Source organism: Streptomyces sp. NPDC031340, assembly GCF_055569945.1.
Genome location: NZ_JBVIIE010000040.1, coordinates 66,542 through 88,325 on the forward strand (window position 1 = coordinate 66,542; position 21,784 = coordinate 88,325).

A 21,784-nucleotide genomic window follows, 5' to 3' on the forward strand; every position below is an offset into this window, starting at 1 on the left:
CGCGAGCCAACCGCCGGCCGGCACCCCGGACGCGTCACCGCCGGCCGACCGCGCCCGCCGCCACCAAGCAGCGCGGCTCACCGTGCCTCTGCCACTACGGGCGGCCGGACCGGCCGCAACCGCTGCGCCCCAGCACACTCGTCGTCGTGCCGCTAGCCGCCGGGCCGGTACCCCCAGACGCGTCCCCGCCGCCCGGCCGCGCCCATCGCCACCAGGCGGCGCTCACCGCGCCTGCGCCGCCACGCGCGGCCGGATCGGCCGGGCCGCCCCGCCCCCGTCGTGCCGCCGGGCGGGCGCCGGGCCGGTGGGCCTGGCGCCCGGACGCGGGCGGCGCCTCCGGACGGGGCGGTGGCTCGGGATCGGGCGGACGGCGGGTGCCGCCGGACCAGGTGCGCCGCGCTAGCGGATCGGCATCCCCGACAGGGTGCGGGCGATCACCAGGCGCTGGATCTCACTCGTGCCCTCGAAGATCGTATAAATCGCGGCGTCGCGGTGCATCCGCTCCACCGGGTACTCACGGGTGTAGCCGTTGCCGCCGAGGATCTGGATCGCCTGCGCGGTGACCTTCTTGGCGGTCTCGCTCGCGAACAGCTTCGACATGGAGCCCTCGGCCGCCGTGAACGGCTTGCCGTTGATCGCCATCCAGGACGCACGCCAGACGAGCAGGCGGGCGGCGTCGATCTGGGTGCGCATGTCCGCGAGCTGGAAGGCGACGCCCTGGTTGTCGATGATCGGGCGGCCGAACTGCTCACGGGTCTTGGCGTAGTCGAGGGCGACCTCGTAGGCGGCGCGCGCGGTGCCGACGGCCATCGCGCCGACGGCCGGGCGGGAGGCCTCGAACGTGGCCATGGCCGCGTTCTTCACGCGCTCGCCGCCCGACTTCGCCCGCTCGCGGGCGCGGGCCAGCCGCTCGTCCAGCTTCTCCTTGCCGCCCAGCAGGCAGGAGCTGGGGACCCGGACGTCCTCCAGCACGACCTCGGCGGTGTGCGAGGCGCGGATGCCGTGCTTCTTGAACTTCTGCCCCTGCGACAGTCCCGGGGTGTTCGGCGGGACGATGAAGGAGGCGTGGCCCTTGGAACCCAGCTCGGGGTCGACGACCGCGACGACGACGTGGACGTTGGCGATGCCGCCGTTGGTCGCCCAGGTCTTCGTGCCGTTGATCACCCACTCGTCCTTGGCCTCGTCGTAGACGGCGCGCGTGCGCATGGAGGCCACGTCGGAGCCTGCGTCGGGCTCGGAGGAGCAGAAGGCGGCGACCTTGACGTCGTTGACGTCGCCGTACATCTGCGGGATCCAGGTGCCGATCTGCTCCTCGGTCCCGTTGGCGAGGACGCCCACCGCGGCGAGGCCGGTGCCGACGATCGACAGGGCTATGCCGGCGTCGCCCCAGAACAGCTCCTCCATCGCCATCGGGATGCCGAGGCCGGTGGCGTCGAAGTACTGCTGGGCGTAGAAGTCCAGGGAGTAGATGCCGACCTTGGCGGCCTCCTGGATGACCGGCCAGGGAGTCTCCTCACGCTCGTCCCATTCGGCGGCCGCGGGCCGGATGACGTCGGCGGCGAAGCCGTGCAGCCAGTCGCGGACCTCCTTCTGTTCGTCGTTGAGCTCCATGGTGAACTCGGCCATGTCCCCTCCAGCGGCGGCGCAATGTGTTACTAGCGGTAACACGAGTCTGTTACCGGCCGGTAGGAAAAGTCAACTCCCGATGACCGGTCGGCAGCCCGTTCGATGCAAAGGGCGGCTTGAGTGTTAGTTTGCGCTGGCGTCACCGAATCAGCACGGGTGGGGAGAGCTCATGGACACCACGCAGCGGACCGATCAGCAGCGGTCCGCCGACCGCCGCCGGCGCGAGTTGCTGGAGGCCGCCGACAGAGTGGTGCTGCGCGACGGGCCGCAGGCCTCGATGAACGCCATCGCGGCGGAGGCCGGCATCACCAAGCCGATCCTGTACCGGCACTTCGGCGACAAGGGCGGACTGTACGCGGCGTTGGCCATGAGGCACACGGACGCCCTCCTCGCCTCGCTGCGGGCCGCGCTGGACGCCCCGGCGGACCGCAGGGAACGCGTGGAGGCCACCCTGGACACGTACTTGGCGGCGATCGAGGCCCGCCCGCAGGTCTACCGCTTCCTGATGCATCCCGCGGAGGGCGGCCACCCCGGAGACCCCGGCTTCGACGTGGGCAAGCACTCCGCGCCGCTGCTGCGCAGGATGGGCGAGGAACTGGCGCAGGTCATCGAGGAGCGGCTGGACCTCGGACCGGGCACCCAGCAGTTGGCCCGGGTGTGGGGACACGGGATCGTCGGGATGATGCACGCGGCGGGCGACTGGTGGCTCGGCGAACGGCCCTGCTCGCGCGCGGAGTTGGTGCGGAGCCTGGCCGACCTGCTGTGGGGCAGGCTGGCGGCGGCCGGCGACCGGGTGGGCGGTCCGGGTTTCTAACGTCCGCTCTCGGTCTCCAGGACCATGTCTTCGTGGCCGGGCGCCGGGGTCCGAGGGTCGCCGCCCCGGCTCCAGGACGCCTTCGCCACCTGTCTGCGCAGCCTGCGGCCGCGCCACCCGGTGAGGTGATCCGCGTACACCCGGCCCCCGAGGTGGTCGCACTCGTGCTGCAGGCACCGCGCGAAGAACCCCGTTCCGTGCACGGTGACGGGCTCCCCGGTCACCGTGAAGCCCTCGACCACGGCATGGTCGTAGCGCGGCGTGCCGGCCTCCAGCCCGGGCAGGGACAGGCAGCCCTCCGGGCCCCGCACGACCACCCCGTCGGCCTCCACGAGGCGCGGGTTGACCACGTGTCCGAGGTGCCGCACGTCCTCGTCGTCCGGGCAGTCGTAGACGAACACCCGCAGCGGCTCCCCCACCTGGTTCGCCGCCAGCCCCACGCCGCGCGCCGCGTACATCGTCGCGAACAAGTCCTCCACCAAGGCCGCCAGTTCGTCGCCGAAGTCGGTGACCTCCGCGCAGGGCGCGTGCAGCACCGGGTCGCCGAACAGGGTGAGGGGCCTGACGCGTCCGCGTGTGCCCGGAATGGAGCCGTTTCGCATGGGCGCAAGGGTACGGCGATTCGGGAGTGCGAATGGATCTCGAATAGGCTGACCACCACCACGTTGCCGTCAGGCAGAGGCGCGGCGCGTACGCAAGGAGGATCGAGAACTGATGGCAGGCAACTCGGACCCGCTCACGCCGCGGGCCAAGATCGCCGTCACCGCCGGCAAGGCGGTCGCGGCGGCATCTCGCGCCGCAGGGCGCGGCAGCGGTTCGGTGATCGGCGGCCGGGTGGCGCTCAAGCTCGACCCCGACCTCCTCGCCCGGCTGGCCCAGAACCTGGACGTCGTCCTGGTCTCGGCCACCAACGGCAAGACCACGACCACGAGGCTGATCGCCGAGGCGCTGCGGGCCGCGGGCCCGGTCGTGTCCAACGCGCTAGGCGCCAACATGCCCGCCGGCATCACCTCGGCGCTGGCCGGCGGCTCGGACGCGCGCTACGGCGTCATCGAGGTCGACGAGAAGTACCTCGCGGGCGTCGCCCGGGACACCGCTCCCAAGTGCATCGCCCTGCTCAACCTCTCCCGCGACCAGCTCGACCGCGCGGCGGAGACCCGCATGCTCGCCGAGAACTGGCGTGAGGGGCTCGCCGGGTCCAAGGCCGTGATCATCGCCAACGCCGACGACCCGCTGGTCGTGTGGGCCGCGTCCTCCTCCCCCAACGTGGTCTGGGTCGCGGCCGGGCAGATGTGGAAGGACGACGCCTGGTCCTGCCCGTCCTGCGGCGGCGTGATGCAGCGCCCCGGCGACGACTGGTTCTGCGGCGAGTGCGGCTTCCGCCGGCCCACGCCGAGCTGGGCGCTGTCCGGCGACCACGTCCTCGACCCGCACGGCTCGGCCTGGCCGATCCACCTGCAGCTGCCGGGCCGCGCCAACAAGGCCAACGCCGCCTCCTCCGCGGCCGTCGCCGCCGTCTTCGGGGTGCCGCCGCAGGTGGCGCTGGAGCGGATGTACCAGGTGCAGGCCGTGGCCGGGCGCTACGACGTCGTCCAGTTCCAGGGCCGCGACCTCAGGCTGCTGCTGGCGAAGAACCCGGCCGGCTGGCTGGAGACGTTCAGCCTGATCGACCCGCCGCCCACCCCGGTGATCCTCTCCGTGAACGCGCGCGGCGCCGACGGCACCGACACCTCATGGCTGTGGGACGTCGACTACACGCGCCTGAGCGGCCACCCGATCTGCGTCATCGGTGACCGGAAGCTGGACCTCGCGGTGCGTCTGGAGGTCGCCGACCAGCAGTTCCAGGTGTTCGACAACCTCGACCAGGCGGTGCAGGCCTGCCCGCCGGGCCGGATCGAGGTCATCGCCAACTACACCGCCTTCCAGGACCTGCGCCGCCGCGTCGGCAACTGAGCACGAGACGTCAGGGGACTTTTGTGAGCGACAACCAACTGCGGATCGTCTGGATCTACCCGGACCTGCTCAGCACGTACGGCGACCAGGGCAACGTGCTGGTCGTGGAGCGCCGGGCGCGCCAGCGCGGCCTCGACGTGGCCCGGCTCGACGTGCGCAGCGACCAGCCGATCCCGACCTCCGGGGACATCTACCTGATCGGCGGCGGCGAGGACCGTCCGCAGCGGCTCGCGGCCGAGCGGCTGCGCCGCGACGGCGGTCTGCACCGGGCCGTCGGCAACGGCGCGATCGTCTTCTCGGTGTGCGCCGGCTACCAGATCCTCGGCCACGAGTTCATCAACGACCTCGGCCAGCGCGAGCCCGGACTGGGCCTGCTGGACGTGGTGTCGGTGCGCGGCGAGGGCGAGCGGTGCGTGGGCGACGTGCTCGCCGACATCGACCCGCGCCTGGGCCTGCCCCCGCTGACCGGCTTCGAGAACCACCAGGGCGTCACCCATCTGGGCCCGACCGCCCGCCCCTTGGCCAAGACGCGGCTGGGCAACGGCAACGGCACGGGCGACGGCACGGAGGGCGCGTACAACGAGACGGTCTTCGGCACGTACATGCACGGCCCGGTGCTCGCGCGCAACCCGCTGATCGCGGACCTGCTGCTGAAGCTGGCGCTCGACGTGAACGCGCTGCCGCCGGCCGACGACCGGTGGTACGAGGCGCTTCGCAACGAGCGCATCGCGTCTGCGCAGCAGCCCGCGTGAGGACAGCTGCCCGGCAGCCCGCGTGAGGACGAGTCGCGCAGCAGCCCGCGTGGAGCCCGCCTTAGCACGGTTGCGCAGGGGTCCGGCAACCTGCCCGACACCTGCGCTCCAGCTCTGCTTCACCAGCCCGTCCGAGGGCCCGTACGCACAGGTGAGCGGGCCCGTCTGACGGCTCGAACGCACAGGTGAGCGGGGTCGTCCAGCAGGCGGACGCACGGTGCTGCCCCGCCCCCGGATGCCGCTAGGGTGGCGGGGATCGAGCCGGACGACGCGGTCCGGCCCCGGCCCACATCGAGAAGGTTTTTCGGGCGATGCGCATTGGTGTCCTCACGTCCGGCGGCGACTGCCCCGGCCTGAACGCCGTCATCCGGTCCGTCGTGCACCGCGCCGTCGTCGACCACGGCGACGAGGTCATCGGCTTCCGGGACGGCTGGAAGGGCCTCCTGGAGTGCGACTACCTCAAGCTCGACCTCGACGCGGTGAGCGGCATCCTGGCTCGCGGCGGCACGATCCTCGGCTCCTCCCGGGTCCAGCCCTCGCACCTGCGCGACGGCGTCGAGCGGGCCAGGGGCCACCTCGAGGAACTCGGTCTGGACGCGATCATCCCGATCGGCGGCGAGGGCACGCTGAAGGCGGCCCGCCTGATGTCGGACGGCGGGCTGCCCGTGGTGGGCGTGCCGAAGACCATCGACAACGACATCGCTGTCACCGACGTCACCTTCGGCTTCGACACGGCCGTCGGCGTGGCGACGGAGGCGCTGGACCGGCTGAAGACCACCGCGGAGTCCCACCAGCGGGTGCTGGTCGTGGAGGTCATGGGCCGTCACACGGGCTGGATCGCGCTGCACTCCGGCATGGCGGCCGGCGCGCACGCCGTCGTCGTCCCCGAGCGGCCCTTCGACATCGAGGAGCTGGCCGCGCGGGTGGGCGAGCGGTTCGACCAGGGCAAGCGGTTCGCCATCGTCGTCGCCGCGGAGGGCGCCAAGCCGCGCCCGGGCACCATGGACTTCGACGAGGGCGGCACGGACGTCTACGGCCACGAGCGCTTCGCCGGCATCGCCCGCCAGCTGTCCGTCGAGCTGGAGGAGCGGCTCGGCAAGGAGGCCCGGCCGGTGATCCTCGGGCACGTGCAGCGCGGCGGCACGCCGACGGCGTACGACCGCGTGCTGGCCACCCGCTTCGGGTGGCACGCCGTGGAGGCGGTGCACCGCGGGCAGTTCGGCATGATGACGGCGCTGCGCGGCACCGACATCGTGATGGTGTCGCTGGCGGAGGCGGTGGAGACGCTGAAGACGGTTCCCGCCGAGCGCTACGACGAGGCGGAGTGCGTGCTCTGACGCCGCGGAGCTTTGTCCCGCCCCCGGTCGCAGCCGTGACCGGGGGCGGTTCTACTCTGGTGCGGACAGACTCGCACAACCCCCACGAATCAGGAGCCGGCCGATGGATCACAGCGGTCACGGCACGACCATGGACCTGCCGCCGTTCACCCTGGGACGGGGGCTGGAGTGGTCCCCGGACCCCTTCTTCCTCGTCGCCTGCCTGCTCGGGCTGGCGCTGTACGGGTGGGGGGTCGTACGGCTGGTCCGGCGCGGTGACAAGTGGCCGGTGGGGCGGACGGTGTCGTTCGTCACCGGCGTGCTGACGATCATGCTGGTGATGTGCACCAAGCTGAACGACTACGGGATGGTCATGTTCAGCGTGCACATGGTGCAGCACATGGTGATCAGCATGCTCTCGCCGATCCTGATCCTGCTCGGCGCGCCCGTGACGCTGGCGCTGCGCGCGCTGCCGACGGCGGGCCGGGGCCGCAAGGGGCCCCGCGAGCTGCTGCTGATGCTGCTGCACAGCCACTACATGCGCTTCATCACGCACCCCCTGTTCACCATCCCGATGTTCATCGCGAGCCTGTACGCGCTGTACTTCACCCCGCTGTTCGACTTCCTGATGGGCTCCAAGACGGGGCACGTCGCGATGATGGTGCACTTCCTCGCCGTCGGCGTGGTGTTCTTCTGGCCGATCATGGGCGTCGACCCGGGACCGAACCGGCCCGGCTACCTGATCCGGATGCTGGAGCTGTTCGCCGGCATGCCGTTCCACGCGTTCTTCGGGATCGCGCTGATGATGGCGTCCACGACCATGGTGGAGACGTTCAAGAACCCGCCCGCCTCCCTCGGCATCGACGCGCTGTCCGACCAGAACGCGGCCGGCGGCATCGCCTGGGCGTTCAGCGAGGTCCCGTCCGTGCTGGTGCTGCTGGCCCTGCTGTTCCAGTGGTACGGCTCCGAGCAGCGGCAGGCCAGGCGCAAGGACCGGGCCGCCGACCGCGACGGGGACAAGGAGCTCGAGGCGTACAACGCCTACCTGGCCTCGCTGGAGGCGCACGGGCGCTGACGGTCCGCGCCCCGGCGTGAGCCCCGGAGGGGTGGGCCCCCTCGGCGGAAAGTGAGCCCCGGCGTGTGCGCCGGGGCTCACTTTTCGTCCGGGGGCATCGTCCGGGGGCAGAGCCGGGGCACCATGGAGGGAAGCGGACCATGAGGAGGGTGGCGATGCCCGGTTCCCCGGACGGTTCCACGAAGACGATGGGGGTGGTCACCGTCGCCGGGCTCGTCGCGGTGACGGCCTACACGGTGGCGCTCGGCAGCAACGGCTGGCTGTGGTTCGGCTGGGTCGTGCTGGGCCTGATCACGCTCGGCATGGTCGTCACCCGCGGCGCCTGAGCCTCACTCCCGGGCGAGCCGCCCGGCCGAGTGCACGCCCGGCTGGTACTTCGGCAGCCGGGCGGTGATCTTCATGCCCGCGCCCGGCGCGGTCTCGATGACGAGGCCGTGGTCGTCGCCGTAGACCTGACGGAGCCGGTCGTCGACGTTGGACAGGCCGATGCCGCCGGACGGGCTGACCTCGCCCGCGAGGATGCGGCGCAGCAGCTCCGGGTCCATACCCGCGCCGTCGTCCTCGATCACCACCAGGGCCTCGGCGCCGGCGTCCTGCGCGGTGATCTGGATGTGGCACTTGCCGGTGGCCGCCGTCTTGCCCTCCAGTCCGTGCTTGACGGCGTTCTCGACGAGCGGCTGCAGGCACAGGAAGGGCAGGGTGACCGGCAGCACCTCGGGCGCGATCTGCAGGGTGACGGAGAGGCGGTCGCCGAAGCGGGCCCGGACCAGCGCCAGGTACTGGTCGATGGCGTGGAGTTCGTCGGCGAGGGTGGTGAAGTCGCCGTGCCTGCGGAACGAGTAGCGGGTGAAGTCGGCGAATTCCAGGAGCAGTTCGCGGGCTTGCTCGGGGTCGGTGCGGACGAACGAGGCGATCACCGCGAGCGAGTTGAAGATGAAGTGCGGGGATATCTGCGCCCGCAGCGCCTTGATCTCGGCCTCGATGAGCCGGGTGCGCGACTGGTCGAGGTCGGCGAGCTCGAGCTGCACGGAGACCCAGCGGGCGACCTCGCCGGCCGCGCGCACCAGCACCGCGGACTCGCGGGGCGCACAGGCGACCAGCGTGCCGTGGACGCGGTCGTCGACGGTGAGCGGGGCGACCACGGCCCAGCGCACCGGGCAGTCGGGCGCGTCGCAGGTCAGCCGGAAGGCCTCGCCGCGGCCGGTCTCCAGGGCGCCGGCGAGCCGTTCCATGACCTCGGTGCGGTGGTGGGCGCCCACGCCGTCCCAGACCAGGACCTGCTTCTCGTCCGTCAGGCACAGCGCGTCGGTGCCGAGCAGCGAGCGCAGTCTGCGGGCCGACCTGCGCGCGGTCTCCTCCGTCAGGCCCGCCCGCAGCGGGGGCGCGGCGAGGGAGGCGGTGTGCAGGGTCTCGAAGGTGGCGTGCTCGACGGGCGTGCCGAGCCCGCCGAGGTTCTGCGGGCTCGCGGTGCGCCGCCCGAGCCAGAACCCGGCCGCCAGCAGCGGCAGCGCGGCCACGCACAGCCCGGCGAGGAAACCGCTCACGCCTTCGCCTCCGTCCTCAGCTCCTCCGGCAGGTGGAACCGCGCCAGGATCGCCTGGGTGCCCGGCGGCACCCGTCCCGGGGTGGCCAGGGACACCAGCACCATGGTCAGGAAGCCGAACGGCACCGACCACAGCGCGGGCCAGGCGAGCAGGGCGTGCAGCGGCCCGGTGCCCGGAAAGCCCGCCATGGTCGCGGTCACCGCCAGGAACGCCGAGCCGCCCCCGACGAGCATCCCGGCGGCCGCGCCCGGCGGGGTCAGCCGCCGCCACCAGATGCCGAGGACGAGCAGCGGGCAGAAGGACGACGCCGACACGGCGAACGCGAGCCCGACCGCGTCCGCGACCGGCAGCCCGCCCACGATGACGCTCGCGGCGAGCGGTACGGCCATGGCGAGCACCGTGCCGAGCCGGAAGTGCCGTACTCCGCGCGAGGGCAGCACGTCCTGGGTGAGCACGCCCGCGACGGCCATGGTCAGCCCGGACGCCGTGGACAGGAACGCCGCGAACGCCCCGCCCGCGACCAGCGCCCCGAGCAGGTCGCCGCCGAGGCCGCCGATCATGCGGTCGGGCAGCAGCAGCACGGCCGCGTCTGCGTTGCCGGTGATGGTGAGCTCGGGGGCGTAGAGGCGGCCGAGTGCGCCGTAGACCGGGGGCAGGAGGTAGAAGGCGCCGGTCAGGGCGAGCACGGCCACGGTGGTGCGGCGGGCGGCGACGCCGTGCGGGCTGGTGTAGAAGCGGACGACGACGTGCGGCAGGCCCATGGTGCCGAGGAAGGTGGCGAGGATCAGTCCGTACGTCGCGTACAGCGGGCGTTCCTCACGGCTCGCGGTCAGCGAGGTGGACATGCCGCCGTCGCTGCCGCGGTCGGCGGCCGGGACCGGGGTGCCCTCGGCGAAGGTCAGCCGGGTGCCCTCGGCGATGTGGTGGGTGCCGGCGGGCAGCCGCACCGGCCGGCCGTCGTGCGGGCGGCCGTCGACGGTGCCGCTCACCGTGACGGTCAGCGGCCGGTCCAGCTTCAGGTCGAGACCGGTGTCGACGGTGACCACGCGCTGCTCGCGGAAGGACGGCGGTTCCCCGAAGACGTGCCGGGGCGCCCCGTCGCCCTGCCAGGCGAGGACCAGGAACAAGGCGGGGACGAGCAGCGCGGTGAGCTTCAGCCAGTACTGGAAGGCCTGTACGAAGGTGATGCTGCGCATGCCGCCGGCGGCGACGGTGGCGACCACCACGACGGCGACGATGATCCCGCCGAGCGGGTCGGGCGCGCCGGTCAGCACCGCCAGGGTCATCCCGGCGCCCTGGAGCTGGGGCAGCAGGTAGAGCCAGCCGGCGCCGACGACGAAGGCGCCCGCGAGCCGCCGCACGGTCTGCGAGGCGAGGCGGGCCTCGGCGAAGTCGGGCAGGGTGTAGGCGCCGGAGCGGCGCAGCGGGGCGGCGACGAAGAGCAGCAGCACGAGGTACCCGGCCGTGTAGCCGACCGGGTACCAGAGCATGTCCGGTCCCTGCACCAGCACAAGGCCGGCGATGCCGAGGAAGGAGGCCGCGGAGAGGTACTCGCCGCTGATGGCGGCCGCGTTGAGGCGGGGGCCGACGGTCCGGGAGGCGACGTAGAAGTCGGAGGTGGTGCGGGAGATGCGCAGGCCGAACGCGCCGACGAGGACGGTCGCCACGACGACGAGGGCGACGGCGGGGACGGCGTAGCCGGAGTTCACCGGTCCTCGACCAGTCGTACGAGGTCCCGTTCGTTGCGCTCGGCTCGGCGGACGTACCAGCGGGCCAGCAGGACCAGCGGGGCGTACAGGCAGAAGCCGAGGACCGCCCACTCGAGGCGGTGGGCGTAGGGAATGGCGGAGAACACCAGCGGCAGCGGGCCGACGAGCAGGCCGAGCACCGCGAAGACGCCGAGGGCGGCCCGCAGCTGGGTGCGCATCAGCGAGCGGACGTAGGTGTCGCCGAGGGTGGTCTGCTCGTCGATCTCGGTGCGCGGCCGGTAGTAGCCGGAGGCATGGGGGTAGCGCCCTCGCGCCCGGAGCCGGGCGTGGGGCAGAACGCGCCGGTGCGGGCCGGTGACGACGACGCGGCGCTCGGCGGGGTCCTGCGGCACGGTCAGGTCCTCCTCATCAGCAGGTCCCGCAGTTCGCGCGCGTGGCGCCGGCTGACCTGCAGCTCCTCGCCGCCGATCACCACGCTCACGGTGCCCGCGCCCAGCCGCAGCTCGCCGATGTGGCGCAGCGCGACCAGGTGCCGGCGGTGGATGCGGACGAAGCCGCGGGAGCGCCAGCGCTCCTCCAGGGTGGACAGCGGGATGCGCAGCAGGTGGCTGCCCTTGTCGGTGTGCAGGCGGGCGTAGTCGCCCTGGGCCTCGACGTGGGTGATGTCGTCGACGGCGACGAACCGGGTGACGCCGCCGAGCTCGACGGGCAGCTGGTCCGGGTCGGGCTCGTGCACGGGGATGCGCGGGGCGGCGTTGCCGATCTCGGCGGCCCGGCGCACCGCCTCGGCGAGGCGTTCCTTGCGGACGGGCTTGAGAACGTAGTCGACGGCCTTGAGGTCGAAGGCCTGGACGGCGAAGTCCTCATGGGCGGTGACGAACACGACGAGCGGCGGTTCGGCGAACCCGCTCAGCAGCCGGGCGAGGTCGAGTCCGTCGAGGCCCGGCATGTGGATGTCGAGGAAGACGACGTCGATGGCCTCGGCCCCGCCCGGCCCCGACTCCAGGGCCCGGTTGATGCGGCGCAGCGCCTCGGTCGCGTCGCCGGCGCCCTCCGCGCTGCTGATGCGGGGGTCGGCGTTGAGCAGATAGAGCAGCTCCTCCAGCGAGGGGCGTTCGTCGTCGACGGCGAGGGCGCGCAGCATGAACCCGGAGTCTAGGAGCAATCCGCGCGCCTGGACATGGACCGGGAGCGGCCGTTCGCGCTGGGTACAGTGCCGCCATGAACAGCAGGCCCGCCCCGTTCGACGAGCTCGACCGGAAGATCGTCACCGCGCTGATGGCGAACGCCAGGACCAGCTTCGCCGAGATCGGGGCGGCCATCGGCCTGTCGTCGACGGCGGTGAAGCGGCGCGTGGACCGGCTGCGGGATACGGGGGTGATCACCGGGTTCACGGCCACGGTGCGGCCGTCGGCGCTGGGCTGGCGCACGGAGGCGTACGTCGAGGTGTACTGCGAGGGCGCCGCCCCGCCCCGGCGGCTGGCGGAGGTGGTCCGCAACCATCCGGAGATCACGGCCGCGATGACGGTGACCGGCGGCGCGGACGCGCTGCTGCACGTGCGGGCGCGGGACGTCGAGCACTTCGAGGAGGTGCTGGAGCGGATCCGCCGGGAGCCGTTCATCCGCAAGACGATCAGCGTGATGGTGCTGTCGCATCTGCTGCCGGAGAGCCCGGAGGCGGGCGCCAGTCAGCCGGCGCCCGAATGAGCGGAAATATGCGCAGCAGTCGTGCGTAATGCCCGGAAAGAACGCAGCATTCCTGCGCCGACGCGCAATATCCGTTTCTTGTCGGTCGTATCGGTCCCTTCCTACCGTGGTCTCAACCCAGCCCACACCGCAGGAAGCGGAGGAACCCCTCTGTGCCCGACTCCCGTGTGCCGCGCCGGCGGCGCTTCCTCGTCTGTGAACCCAGACACTTCGCCGTGCAGTACGCGATCAATCCGTGGATGCGGCCCGACGCACCCGTCGACGCCGCTCTGGCCCAGGAACAGTGGCAGCAGCTGATCGGCGCCTACCGCCGCCACGGCCACACCGTCGACGTCCTGGAGCCGGCCCCCGGCCTGCCCGACATGGTCTTCGCCGCGAACTCGGCGGTCGTCGTCGACGGCCGCGTCTTCGGCTCCCTCTTCCACGCGCCCGAACGGCGCCCCGAGTCCACGCACTACGACACGTGGTTCAAGTCGGCCGGCTTCGACGTGCACCGGCCCGAGTCCGTCTGCGAGGGCGAGGGCGACCTCGTCTGGACGGGCCGCTACGTCCTGGCCGGCACCGGATTCCGCACCACCCGCGAGGCCCACCGCGAGGTGCAGGAGTTCTTCGGCCACCCGGTGATCAGCCTGACGCTGGTGGACCCGCGCTTCTACCACCTGGACACCGCGCTGTTCGTCCTCGACGACGACAACATCGCGTACTACCCGGAGGCGTTCTCGGCCGGCAGCCGCGAGGTGCTCGCCCGGCTGTACCCGGACGCGGTGCTCGCCACCCGCGAGGACGCGCTGGCGTTCGGCCTCAACTCGGTGTCCGACGGCCACCACGTCTTCATCGCGCCCCAGGCGGAGGCCCTCGCCTCCACCCTGGCCGACCGCGGCTACCTCCCCGTCCCCGTCGACCTGTCGGAGTTCCGCAAGGCAGGCGGCGGCATCAAGTGCTGCACTCAGGAGATCCGCTCATGACCGCTCCCGTCACCACGCGCACGTCCGCCGACCTCATCCGCGCCGAGGAGCCGGTCCTGGCCCACAACTACCACCCGCTGCCGGTGGTGGTCGCCCGGGCCGAGGGCACCTGGGTGGAGGACGTGGAGGGCCGCCGCTACCTGGACATGCTGGCCGGCTACTCCGCCCTCAACTTCGGCCACCGGCACCCGCTGCTGGTCGAGGCCGCACACCGCCAGCTGGACCGTCTCACCCTCACCTCGCGCGCCTTCCACAACGACCGCCTGGCCGAGTTCGCCGAGCGTCTGGCGGCGCTGACGGGCCAGGAGATGGTGCTGCCGATGAACACGGGCGCCGAGGCCGTGGAGTCCGGCATCAAGGTGGCCCGCAAGTGGGCGTACGAGGTCAAGGGCGTCCCCGCCGACCGGGCGACGATCGTGGTCGCGGCGGAGAACTTCCACGGCCGCACGACGACGATCGTCAGTTTCTCGACCGACGAGACGGCGCGGAGCGGCTTCGGCCCCTTCACCCCCGGCTTCCGCATCGTTCCCTACAACGACCTGGCGGCCCTGGAGGCGGCGGTCGACGAGACGACGGCCGCGGTGCTGCTGGAGCCCATCCAGGGCGAGGCCGGCGTGATCGTCCCGGACGACGGCTACCTGGCTGGCGTACGGGAGCTGACCCGCCGCGCGGGCTGCCTGTTCATCGCCGACGAGATCCAGTCCGGCCTGGGCCGGACCGGCCGCACCCTCGCCGTGGAGCACGAGTCGGTCGTCCCCGACATGCTGCTGCTGGGCAAGGCGCTGGGCGGCGGCATCGTGCCGGTGTCCGCGGTTCTCGCCCGGCGGGACGTGCTCGGCGTGCTGGGGCCGGGCGAGCACGGCTCGACGTTCGGCGGCAACCCGCTGGCCGCGGCCGTCGGCACGGCGGTGGTCGAGCTGCTGGAGACGGGCGAGTACCAGCGCCGGGCGGCCGAGCTGGGCGTCGTCCTGCGGGACGGTCTGGAAGACCTCGTCGGCAAGGGCGTCACCGGCTTCCGCGCCCGGGGCCTGTGGGCGGGCGTCGACGTCGACCCGGCCATCGGCACCGGCCGGGAGATCGGCGAGCGGCTGCTGCGCGAGGGAATCCTCGTCAAGGACACCCACGGCTCCACGATCCGGCTGGCGCCGCCGCTGACGATCACCGGCGAGGAGCTCGAGTCGGCGCTCGGAACGCTGGAGAAGGTGCTGACGCAGGGGGCCTGACACCGGCAGGGCCCGGCCGCGACGCGCCCCCGCAGTCGCCGGCCGGGCCGCCCGGCAGGCGGCCCCTCCGCGCCGTACGCGCCGCCGGGCGGAGCCGGCGCGTCCCGTGGGGGCGGGCGGTCCGGCACGCGCGGTGGCAGGCCCCGCGGCAGGCACGGAGCCGGGACCAGGCGCCCAGCCCGGCCTTCCGGCCTCTCCCCGCGCGGCAGCGCACCGCACCGCGCCGCGCCGCACCGCACCGCGCCGCACCGCACCGCGCCGCACCGCACCGCGCGCACCGCACTGCACCCACCGCGCCGCCCCGGCCGCGAGGGCGCCCCCGCCCGCGGCCCCTCCCGCCCTCCGTTGCCGCCCTCGCCTTCCGCTTTCGGCTCCCGTCGGCAGGGCTCCGGTGAGCCGGAAGGGCGAAGATTGAGACAGGTGGTGGTAGACCACTCTCGACGACGGAGAGGTCGGCCGTGGGCATTCACGAGGAGCAGAGCGCCGCTCGGCAGCGGTTCGACGTGGCTGACGCCGTGCCCATCCTGCTGGACGCGCAGGGCGTGGTGACGAGCTGGACCAGGGGGGCCCAGCAGCTGCTGCGCTACCCCGCCTCCGAGGTGGTCGGCAGGGGCGTCAGCGGGCTGCTGACCCCCCGGGACGCCGCTCGGGTGCCGGAACTGATCGAACGCTGTCGCGAGGACGGCGGTTGGATGGGCCTGCTGACCGTCCGGCGCGGGGACGGGCAGCCGGTGAAGGTCATGGTCCGCGTCACCCGGGCCGTCGAGTCGGGCGGTTTCGCACGCTGGCTGGTGCTGCTGTCCGACATGTCCGGGGCGCCCGGCTGGGACATGAGCCGCACGGTCCTGGAGCAGGTGGTCACCAACTCGCCGGTCGGCATGGCGATCGTGGACGGCGATCTGCGCTGCGTGTGGTCGAACGCCGCGCTGGGACGGTTCGGCGGCGGACCGGCCGAGTGCCGGCTGGGGCGGCGGCTCGCGGAGATCCAGCCCGGTCTGGACTCCGCGGGGATCGAGGCGCAGATGCGGCACGTCCTCAAGACCGGCGAGCCGGTGATCGGCTACGAGCACGTGGGCAAGGTGCGCTCCGCCCCGCTCCGGGAGACCGCGCACATGATGTCGTTCACCCGGCTCGAGGACGACCACGGCCGCCCGATGGGCGTCTACTACACGGTCATCGACATCACCGACCGGCACCGCGCCCGGCAGCGCCTGGCCCTGCTCGACCGGGCCGGCGAGCAGATCGGCCGGACGCTGGACGTCGTGCGGACCGCGCAGGAGCTGGCCGACGTGGCCGTGCCCGCCTTCGCCGACCTGGTCTGCGTGGACCTGCTGGAGTCGGTGCTGCGGGGTGCGGAGCCGGTGTCCGGGCCGCTGAACGAGACCGAGCCGGTGCCTCTGCGCCGGGCCGGCCGGCAGTCGGTGGACGGCGGCGGCGCGGAGGCAGTCGTGGAGATCGGCGGGACGGCGGCCTACCTGCCGGGGTCGCCGCCGATCCGCTGTCTGGCCACGGGCAGGTCCTATCGCGAGGCGCGGCTCGACCCGCTGGCCAGGGAGTGGGTGGCGGACGTACCGGGCCGCCGGGAGACGACCTTCCTGGAACTCGGGCTGCACAGCGTGGTGATCGTGCCGCTGCGCGCGCGGGGCGTGACCCTCGGCGTCACCGCCTTCTTCCGGCGCCGCCGCCAGGAGCCGTTCGACGAGGACGACCTGAGCCTCGCCGAGGACCTGGTGTCGCGGGCGGCCGTCTGCGTGGACAACGCCCGCCGCTACACCCGTGAGCGCGACGCCGCCCTGGTGCTGCAGCGCAGCCTGCTGCCGCGCCGGCTGCCCGAGCAGGGCGCGGTGGAGGTGGCCGCCTGTTACCGGCCCGCCGACGAGCTGACCGGGCTCGGCGGCGACTGGTACGACCTCGTCCCGCTGTCCGGCGCGCGGGTCGCCCTGGTCGTCGGCGAGGTGCCCGGCCACGGCATCGACGCGGCGGCGGCGATGGGCCGGCTCCGCACCGCCGTCCGCACCCTCGCGGCACTGGACCTGCCGCCGGAGGAGGTGCTCGGGCACCTCGACGACCTGGTCGCCCGCGCGGCCCGCGAGGAGGGTCTGGATCCGGACGTGCCGGGTGTCGAAACGTTCCGCTCCGTGGGCAGCGGCTGCGTGTACGTGGTCTACGACCCCGTCGACGGACTGTGCTCGATGGCCGCCGCGGGCCACCCGGTGCCCGCCGTGATCCTGCCCGACGGCACGGTGAGCTTCGTCGACCTGCCGCAGGGGCCGCCGCTCGGCACCGGCGGACCGCCCTTCGAGGCGGTCGAGCTGGCTCTCGCGGAGGGCAGCACGATCGCGCTGCACACCGACGGGCTGCTGGCCCACGGGGAGAACTGGGCCGTCGACGCGGACCGCGGCCGGCTGCGCCGGGCCCTGGAGCGGGACGCGCCCTCGCTCGACCTGCGCTGCTGCGCGGTGGTCGACGCGCTCGCCCCGGCCCGTCCGCACGACGACGTGGTCCTGCTGATGGCCCGTACCAGGCTGCTGGGCACCGGCCAGGTGGCGGACTGGGACCTGCCCGCCGACCCGGCCGTGGTCTCCCAGGCCCGCAAGGAGGCCACCCGGCAGCTGACCGACTGGGGCCTGGAAGACCTGGTCTTCACCACCGAACTCGTGGTCAGCGAGCTGGTCACCAACGCCCTCCGGCACGCCGTCGGGCCCATCCGCCTGCGTCTGATCCGGGACTCCGCTCTGATCTGCGAGGTGTCCGACAGCGGCGCCACCGCTCCGCACCTGCGCCATCCGCGCACCACGGACGAGGGCGGGCGCGGGCTGCTGCTGGTCTCCCAGTTCTCGCAGCGGTGGGGGACCCGCTTCGTCACGGAGGGCAAGGTCATCTGGGCCGAGCAGTCCCTGACAGAGCCACCGGAATGACACATGACCGGCATACCATGTGGAAACATGATGATCCCGGTGGTGAGGCGGGAACCATGAGCGAGGCGATCGACTACGCGGCGGTGTTCCATACCCTGCCCGGCATGGTGGCCCTGCTCACCCCGGATCTCGTCTACGCGGACGTCAACCAGGAGTACGTGACCCTGTCCGGTCGCAGGCGCGAGGACCTGGTGGGCTGCTACCTCTTCGACGTCTTCCCCGACAATCCCAACGACTCCTCGGCCACCGGCACGCGCAACCTGGCGGTCTCGCTGCGGCGGGTGGTGGCCACCGGCGAGCGCGACGCCATGGCCCTGCAGCGCTACGACGTGGAGAACCCGGAGCGGCCCGGGGAGTGGCAGGAGCGGTACTGGAGCTCGGTCAACGCGCCGGTGCTCGACGCGAACGGCAAGGTGGTGCTGCTGGTGCACCGCGTCGAGGAGGTCACCGAGCTGATCAAGGCCCGCGGCGGCCCCAGCGGCAGCCGCGCCCGCGTCCTCGAGGCCGAACTGTACTCGCGCGCCCGCGAACTGCAGGCGGTCAACGAACGTCTCCGCCAGGCCCACGCCCACGAACGCGAGGTGGCACTGGCCCTGCAGGAGGCGATGCTGCCCGCGTGCCGCCAGGTGCGCCACCTCCCGGCGGCGGTGCGCTACCGGCCCGCGATCGGCGCGCTGCACGTGTGCGGGGACTGGTACGACCTCATCGACCTGGTCGGCGGCAACCGCATCGGCGTGTCCGTGGGCGACGTGGTCGGGCACGGCCTGTCGGCCGCGGGTGTCATGGGCCAGCTGCGCAGCGCGCTCAGCGCCGCCTCCCGCGTCGCGGACGGACCGGCGCAGGCCCTGAACGTGCTGGGGCGGTACGCGCACGTGGTCGACGGCGCCGAATCGGCCACCGTCGTCACGACGTTCATCGACCTCGACGCGCGCATCATCACCTACAGCAGCGCCGGTCACCCGCCGCCCGTCCTGCTGCACGCCGACGGGCGCGTGGAGTTCCTCGACCAGGCCACCGACCCGCCGCTGGACGCGCGCCCCGATCCGCTCCCCAGACCGCAGGCCGTCGCCGCCTACGCCTCGGGGGCCACGCTGGTGCTGTACACCGACGGTCTGATCGAACGCCGGGGCGAGGACATCGACACCGGTCTGGCGCGGCTCGCCGACTCCCTGGGCAGCCACCGCACGGACGACCCCGACACCCTCGCCGACGCCGTGCTGCGGGAACTGCTGCCGCCGGGGGGCGCGACCGACGACACCGCGCTCGTCATCGTGCGCCTGTGAAGGCCCGGAGAGGGGTGCTGACCTGACGGTCCGTCGGGGAACCCGGGAGGGTACCGAACGGCCCAGTTCCGGCGGGTTGTGCCTGCACCTAGACTGGCAGCCCCACGACACGCCGGTTGACCTGCTGAAACGCGGCAGTCCACCGATCCGCCGGAGTGAGGAGTGACCTCTTGTTCTACTACCTGCTCAAATACGTGTTGCTGGGACCGCTGCTGAGACTGCTCTTCCGGCCCCGGATCGAAGGCCTCGGACACGTCCCGGACTCGGGCGCGGCCATCATCGCGGGCAACCATCTGTCCTTCTCGGACCACTTCCTGATGCCGGCGATCATCAAGCGCCGCATCACCTTCCTGGCGAAGAAGGAGTACTTCACGGGTCCCGGCATCAAGGGACGCCTCACCGCCGCCTTCTTCCGCAGCGCCGGGCAGATCCCGGTCGACCGCACGGGCAAGGACGCCGGGCAGGCCGCGATCCGCGAGGGGCTCGGGGTGCTGCGCAGGGGCGAACTGCTCGGCATCTACCCGGAGGGCACCCGCTCGCACGACGGGCGCCTGTACAAGGGCAAGGTCGGCGTCGCCGTGATGGCTCTGAAGGCCCAGGTCCCGGTGATCCCGTGCGCGATGATCGGCACCTTCGAGGCGCAGCCGCCGGGACAGGTCGTCCCCGACTTCCGGTCCGTCACGATCCGCTTCGGCAAGCCCCTCGACTTCTCCCGTTACGCCGGGATGGAGAACGAGAAGACGATCCTGCGGGCCGTCACCGACGAGATCATGTACGCGATCCTGTCGCTGTCCGAGCAGGAGTACGTCGACGAGTACGCCGCCGTCGCCAAGGCCCAGCAGGCCGCCCCGAACGGCGAGAAGGAACGCAGGTTCCCCCGGATGCCGCTCGGCTGAGGACGGGAAAGGGGCGGCCGGACACCGGCCGCCCCTTCATGCCGTACGGCCTCGGGTCACGGCTTGGGCGTGGCGTGCGGGGTGCACGTCACGTCCGCCGCGTCCAGCTTGCCGGTCAGGAGGTAGTCGTCCACCCGCTGGTTGATGCAGGGGTTGACCAGACCGGTGACGCCGTGGGAGCCCGCGTCCTTCTCGGTGATCAGGCGGGAGCCCTTGAAGCGGTTGTGCAGTTCGACGGCGCCCTCGTACGGGGTGGCGGCGTCACGCGTGGACTGCACGATCAGCACCTGCGGCAGGCCCTTGTGCGTCTTGACCTCGACCGGCGTCTGCTGCTTGACCGGCCAGGTGGCGCAGGGCAGGTTCATCCAGGCGTTGGCCCAGGTCATGAACGGGTAGTTCTTGTTGAGCTCGGTGTTGTCCCGGTCCCACTTCTTCCAGCTGGTGGGCCACTTGGCGTCGGTGCACTCGACGGCCGTATAAACGGCGTTGCTGTTCTCCGAAGCGATGTTGCCCGCGGTGTCCGTGAGGTCGGGTGCGGCCGCGTCGACGAGCGCCTGGGTGTCGCCGGCGACGTACTTGCTGAACGTCGTCGCGATGGGTATCCACGTCGAGTCGTAGTACGGCGCGCTCTGGAAGAAGGAGATCAGCTCGGCCGGGCCGACGACCCCGCCGATGGGGCTCTTCTTGGCGGTGGCGCGCAGCTGGAGCCACTTGTCCTGCACGGCGTCGCGGGTGGTGCCGAGGTGGAAGGTGGCGTCGTTGGCGGCGACCCAGTCCTCCCAGTCCTTCCAGCGGCCCTCGAAGGCGACGTCCTGGTCCAGGTTGGCCTGGTACCAGATCTTCTCCCGCGAGGGGTTGACCACGCTGTCCACGATCATGCGGCGCAGGTGGCCCGGGAACATGGTGCCGTAGACGGCGCCGATGTACGTGCCGTAGGAGACGCCGAGGTAGTTGAGCTTCTTCTCACCGAGGGCGGCGCGGATGACGTCCAGGTCGCGCACGGTGTTCGGCGTGGTCATGTGGGGCAGCATCTCGCCGCTGCGCTCGTAGCAGCCCTCGGCGTACTCGCGGGCCAGCTTGCGCTGGGCCAGCTTGTCGGCCTCGGTGTCGGGCACCGGGTCCGCCTTCGGCGCCTTCACGAACTCCTGCGGGTCGATGCAGGAGATGGGCGCGGAGTGGCCGACGCCGCGCGGGTCGAAGCCCACGAAGTCGTACGCCTTGGCCGTGTTGGCCCACACGGCGCTCTTGGTGGTGACCCGGCGCGGGAAGCGCAGGCCCGAGCCGCCGGGGCCGCCGGGGTTGTAGACGAGCGCGCCCTGCCGCTCCTGCGCGGTCCCGGTGTTGCCGATGCGGTCGACGGCGAGCTTGATCTGCTTGCCGTACGGCTTGGCGTAGTCGAGCGGCACGCTGACCCAGCCGCACTGGATCGGCTTCTCCAGCCCCCAGTCCCCAGGACAGTCCTGCCAGTCGATCCCGGCCTTCGCGGCCCGCTCCGCCGCGATCGCGGCTCCGCGCGCCTCGCGGTCCTGGCCGTGCCGGGCGCCCGCGCTCGCGTTCGCCGAGGGCGCGGCGACGGCGCCGGCGATCAGCGTCGCCGTGACCAGCGCTCCGGCCGAGCCGAGCGCCGCCACACGCCTCTTCGGTCTGATGTCCCTCAAGTGGGGCCTCCCCCTGCGTGGTTGCGTTTGACAGAGGGATCCTTCCGGCTGTGAACGGCCTGAGAACAGGGTTTGTTGACCTTCTTTGCCAATCCGATAAACGGATAAGCGAATCCCGCTGAGCGGAGACGGGGCGCTCCGCTGGGTGGGCGGCGTCGTGCCGTGAGTCGGCTGCGGCGCCGTCGTGGCCGGTCGCGCAGTTCCCCGCGCCCCTTCACTTGAGTTTTAACCCATCAAGATCGTTTCTTGGTGAGGGTGGCCGTTTGCCGGACAGCAAGGCGGCCTCTGCTTGATCATGTGTTTCCGCCAAGAGACACGTCGATCAACCAAAGGCCGTGATGGACA

General features: G+C 72.3%; 19 protein-coding genes. 12 read left to right on the forward strand and 7 right to left on the reverse strand.

Annotation, left to right across the window (positions count from 1 at the left end; translation table 11 throughout):
• Positions 1 to 399: 399 nt before the first annotated feature.
• Complete coding sequence (locus ACZ5GT_RS27820; protein ID WP_469031653.1) at positions 400 to 1,626, reverse strand: acyl-CoA dehydrogenase family protein; 1,227 nt, start codon at positions 1,624 to 1,626, stop codon at positions 400 to 402.
• A gap of 169 nt (positions 1,627 to 1,795) precedes the next feature.
• Here ACZ5GT_RS27820 and ACZ5GT_RS27825 point away from each other — a divergent pair, with 169 nt between their 5' ends.
• On the forward strand, positions 1,796 to 2,440 hold the full coding sequence (locus tag ACZ5GT_RS27825; RefSeq protein ID WP_469031654.1) for a TetR/AcrR family transcriptional regulator: 645 nt from the start codon (positions 1,796 to 1,798) through the stop codon (positions 2,438 to 2,440).
• On the opposite strand, the gene def is transcribed toward ACZ5GT_RS27825, so the two are convergent.
• Positions 2,437 to 3,042, reverse strand: coding sequence for a peptide deformylase (gene def, locus ACZ5GT_RS27830; RefSeq protein ID WP_469031655.1), 606 nt, complete (start codon positions 3,040 to 3,042; stop codon positions 2,437 to 2,439). The two genes, ACZ5GT_RS27825 and def, sit on opposite strands and share 4 nt — an antisense overlap.
• Positions 3,043 to 3,154: 112 nt before the next feature.
• Here def and ACZ5GT_RS27835 point away from each other — a divergent pair, with 112 nt between their 5' ends.
• The 5 genes from ACZ5GT_RS27835 (at position 3,155) to ACZ5GT_RS27855 (ending at position 7,862) form a co-directional block, all read left to right on the forward strand.
• A complete protein-coding gene (locus ACZ5GT_RS27835) occupies positions 3,155 to 4,393 on the forward strand; it encodes a DUF1727 domain-containing protein (RefSeq protein WP_469031656.1) in 1,239 nt (412 codons plus the stop codon).
• A 23-nt stretch (positions 4,394 to 4,416) separates the two neighbouring features.
• A complete protein-coding gene (locus ACZ5GT_RS27840; RefSeq protein ID WP_469031657.1) occupies positions 4,417 to 5,145 on the forward strand; it encodes a type 1 glutamine amidotransferase in 729 nt (242 codons plus the stop codon).
• 311 nt (positions 5,146 to 5,456) lie between these two features.
• Positions 5,457 to 6,482, forward strand: a complete 1,026-nt coding sequence (locus tag ACZ5GT_RS27845) for a 6-phosphofructokinase (protein WP_398265132.1) — start codon at positions 5,457 to 5,459, stop codon at positions 6,480 to 6,482.
• Positions 6,483 to 6,585: 103 nt separating this feature from the next.
• Complete coding sequence (locus tag ACZ5GT_RS27850) at positions 6,586 to 7,536, forward strand: cytochrome c oxidase assembly protein (protein ID WP_469031658.1); 951 nt, start codon at positions 6,586 to 6,588, stop codon at positions 7,534 to 7,536.
• A gap of 155 nt (positions 7,537 to 7,691) precedes the next feature.
• Positions 7,692 to 7,862, forward strand: coding sequence for a hypothetical protein (locus ACZ5GT_RS27855; protein WP_469031659.1), 171 nt, complete (start codon positions 7,692 to 7,694; stop codon positions 7,860 to 7,862).
• A 3-nt stretch (positions 7,863 to 7,865) separates the two neighbouring features.
• On the opposite strand, the gene ACZ5GT_RS27860 is transcribed toward ACZ5GT_RS27855, so the two are convergent.
• The 4 genes from ACZ5GT_RS27860 to ACZ5GT_RS27875 are packed head-to-tail and all read right to left on the reverse strand — an operon-like array spanning position 7,866 to position 11,933.
• Entirely contained in the window at positions 7,866 to 9,080 is a 1,215-nt protein-coding gene (locus tag ACZ5GT_RS27860) for a sensor histidine kinase (protein WP_469031660.1), read from the reverse strand.
• Entirely contained in the window at positions 9,077 to 10,789 is a 1,713-nt protein-coding gene (locus tag ACZ5GT_RS27865; RefSeq protein ID WP_469031661.1) for a sodium/solute symporter, read from the reverse strand. The genes ACZ5GT_RS27860 and ACZ5GT_RS27865 overlap by 4 nt, the downstream gene beginning before the upstream one ends.
• A complete protein-coding gene (locus ACZ5GT_RS27870) occupies positions 10,786 to 11,181 on the reverse strand; it encodes a hypothetical protein (RefSeq protein ID WP_469031662.1) in 396 nt (131 codons plus the stop codon). Before ACZ5GT_RS27870 ends, ACZ5GT_RS27865 begins: the two co-directional genes overlap by 4 nt.
• A 2-nt stretch (positions 11,182 to 11,183) precedes the next feature.
• Entirely contained in the window at positions 11,184 to 11,933 is a 750-nt protein-coding gene (locus tag ACZ5GT_RS27875; RefSeq protein ID WP_469031663.1) for a LytR/AlgR family response regulator transcription factor, read from the reverse strand.
• A gap of 77 nt (positions 11,934 to 12,010) precedes the next feature.
• On the opposite strand from ACZ5GT_RS27875, the gene ACZ5GT_RS27880 reads away from it, so the two are divergent.
• The 6 genes from ACZ5GT_RS27880 to ACZ5GT_RS27905 all read left to right on the forward strand — a co-directional run bounded on the left by ACZ5GT_RS27880 (position 12,011) and on the right by ACZ5GT_RS27905 (position 19,781).
• The gene (locus tag ACZ5GT_RS27880; RefSeq protein ID WP_324784928.1) at positions 12,011 to 12,496 is read left to right on the forward strand and encodes an Lrp/AsnC family transcriptional regulator; all 486 of its coding nucleotides are present in this window, start codon (positions 12,011 to 12,013) and stop codon (positions 12,494 to 12,496) included.
• Between the two features lie 152 nt (positions 12,497 to 12,648).
• Positions 12,649 to 13,461, forward strand: a complete 813-nt coding sequence (gene ddaH / locus ACZ5GT_RS27885; protein WP_469031664.1) for a dimethylargininase — start codon at positions 12,649 to 12,651, stop codon at positions 13,459 to 13,461.
• Entirely contained in the window at positions 13,458 to 14,684 is a 1,227-nt protein-coding gene (rocD, locus tag ACZ5GT_RS27890; protein ID WP_469031665.1) for an ornithine--oxo-acid transaminase, read from the forward strand. The genes ddaH and rocD overlap by 4 nt, the downstream gene beginning before the upstream one ends.
• 458 nt (positions 14,685 to 15,142) lie before the next feature.
• On the forward strand, positions 15,143 to 17,602 hold the full coding sequence (locus ACZ5GT_RS27895; protein WP_469031666.1) for a SpoIIE family protein phosphatase: 2,460 nt from the start codon (positions 15,143 to 15,145) through the stop codon (positions 17,600 to 17,602).
• Positions 17,603 to 17,658: 56 nt separating this feature from the next.
• Complete coding sequence (locus ACZ5GT_RS27900; protein WP_469031667.1) at positions 17,659 to 18,885, forward strand: SpoIIE family protein phosphatase; 1,227 nt, start codon at positions 17,659 to 17,661, stop codon at positions 18,883 to 18,885.
• Between the two features lie 170 nt (positions 18,886 to 19,055).
• On the forward strand, positions 19,056 to 19,781 hold the full coding sequence (locus ACZ5GT_RS27905) for a lysophospholipid acyltransferase family protein (RefSeq protein WP_469031668.1): 726 nt from the start codon (positions 19,056 to 19,058) through the stop codon (positions 19,779 to 19,781).
• A 56-nt stretch (positions 19,782 to 19,837) separates the two neighbouring features.
• On the opposite strand, the gene ACZ5GT_RS27910 is transcribed toward ACZ5GT_RS27905, so the two are convergent.
• The gene (locus tag ACZ5GT_RS27910) at positions 19,838 to 21,439 is read right to left on the reverse strand and encodes an alpha/beta hydrolase (RefSeq protein ID WP_469031669.1); all 1,602 of its coding nucleotides are present in this window, start codon (positions 21,437 to 21,439) and stop codon (positions 19,838 to 19,840) included.
• Between the last annotated feature and the right edge of the window lie 345 nt (positions 21,440 to 21,784).

Excerpts from the sequence above, each read along its gene's own strand:
- ACZ5GT_RS27835 (WP_469031656.1), top strand. The coding sequence starts at position 3,155 with ATGGCAGGCAACTCGGACCCGCTCACGCCGCGGGCCAAGATCGCCGTC.
- ACZ5GT_RS27845 (WP_398265132.1), top strand. The coding sequence starts at position 5,457 with ATGCGCATTGGTGTCCTCACGTCCGGCGGCGACTGCCCCGGCCTGAAC.
- ACZ5GT_RS27825 (WP_469031654.1), top strand. The coding sequence starts at position 1,796 with ATGGACACCACGCAGCGGACCGATCAGCAGCGGTCCGCCGACCGCCGC.
- ACZ5GT_RS27850 (WP_469031658.1), top strand. The coding sequence starts at position 6,586 with ATGGATCACAGCGGTCACGGCACGACCATGGACCTGCCGCCGTTCACC.
- ACZ5GT_RS27875 (WP_469031663.1), bottom strand. The coding sequence starts at position 11,933 with ATGCTGCGCGCCCTCGCCGTCGACGACGAACGCCCCTCGCTGGAGGAG.
- ACZ5GT_RS27820 (WP_469031653.1), bottom strand. The coding sequence starts at position 1,626 with ATGGCCGAGTTCACCATGGAGCTCAACGACGAACAGAAGGAGGTCCGC.
- ACZ5GT_RS27900 (WP_469031667.1), top strand. The coding sequence starts at position 17,659 with ATGAGCGAGGCGATCGACTACGCGGCGGTGTTCCATACCCTGCCCGGC.
- def (WP_469031655.1), bottom strand. The coding sequence starts at position 3,042 with ATGCGAAACGGCTCCATTCCGGGCACACGCGGACGCGTCAGGCCCCTC.
- rocD (WP_469031665.1), top strand. The coding sequence starts at position 13,458 with ATGACCGCTCCCGTCACCACGCGCACGTCCGCCGACCTCATCCGCGCC.
- ACZ5GT_RS27880 (WP_324784928.1), top strand. The coding sequence starts at position 12,011 with ATGAACAGCAGGCCCGCCCCGTTCGACGAGCTCGACCGGAAGATCGTC.
- ACZ5GT_RS27855 (WP_469031659.1), top strand. The coding sequence starts at position 7,692 with ATGCCCGGTTCCCCGGACGGTTCCACGAAGACGATGGGGGTGGTCACC.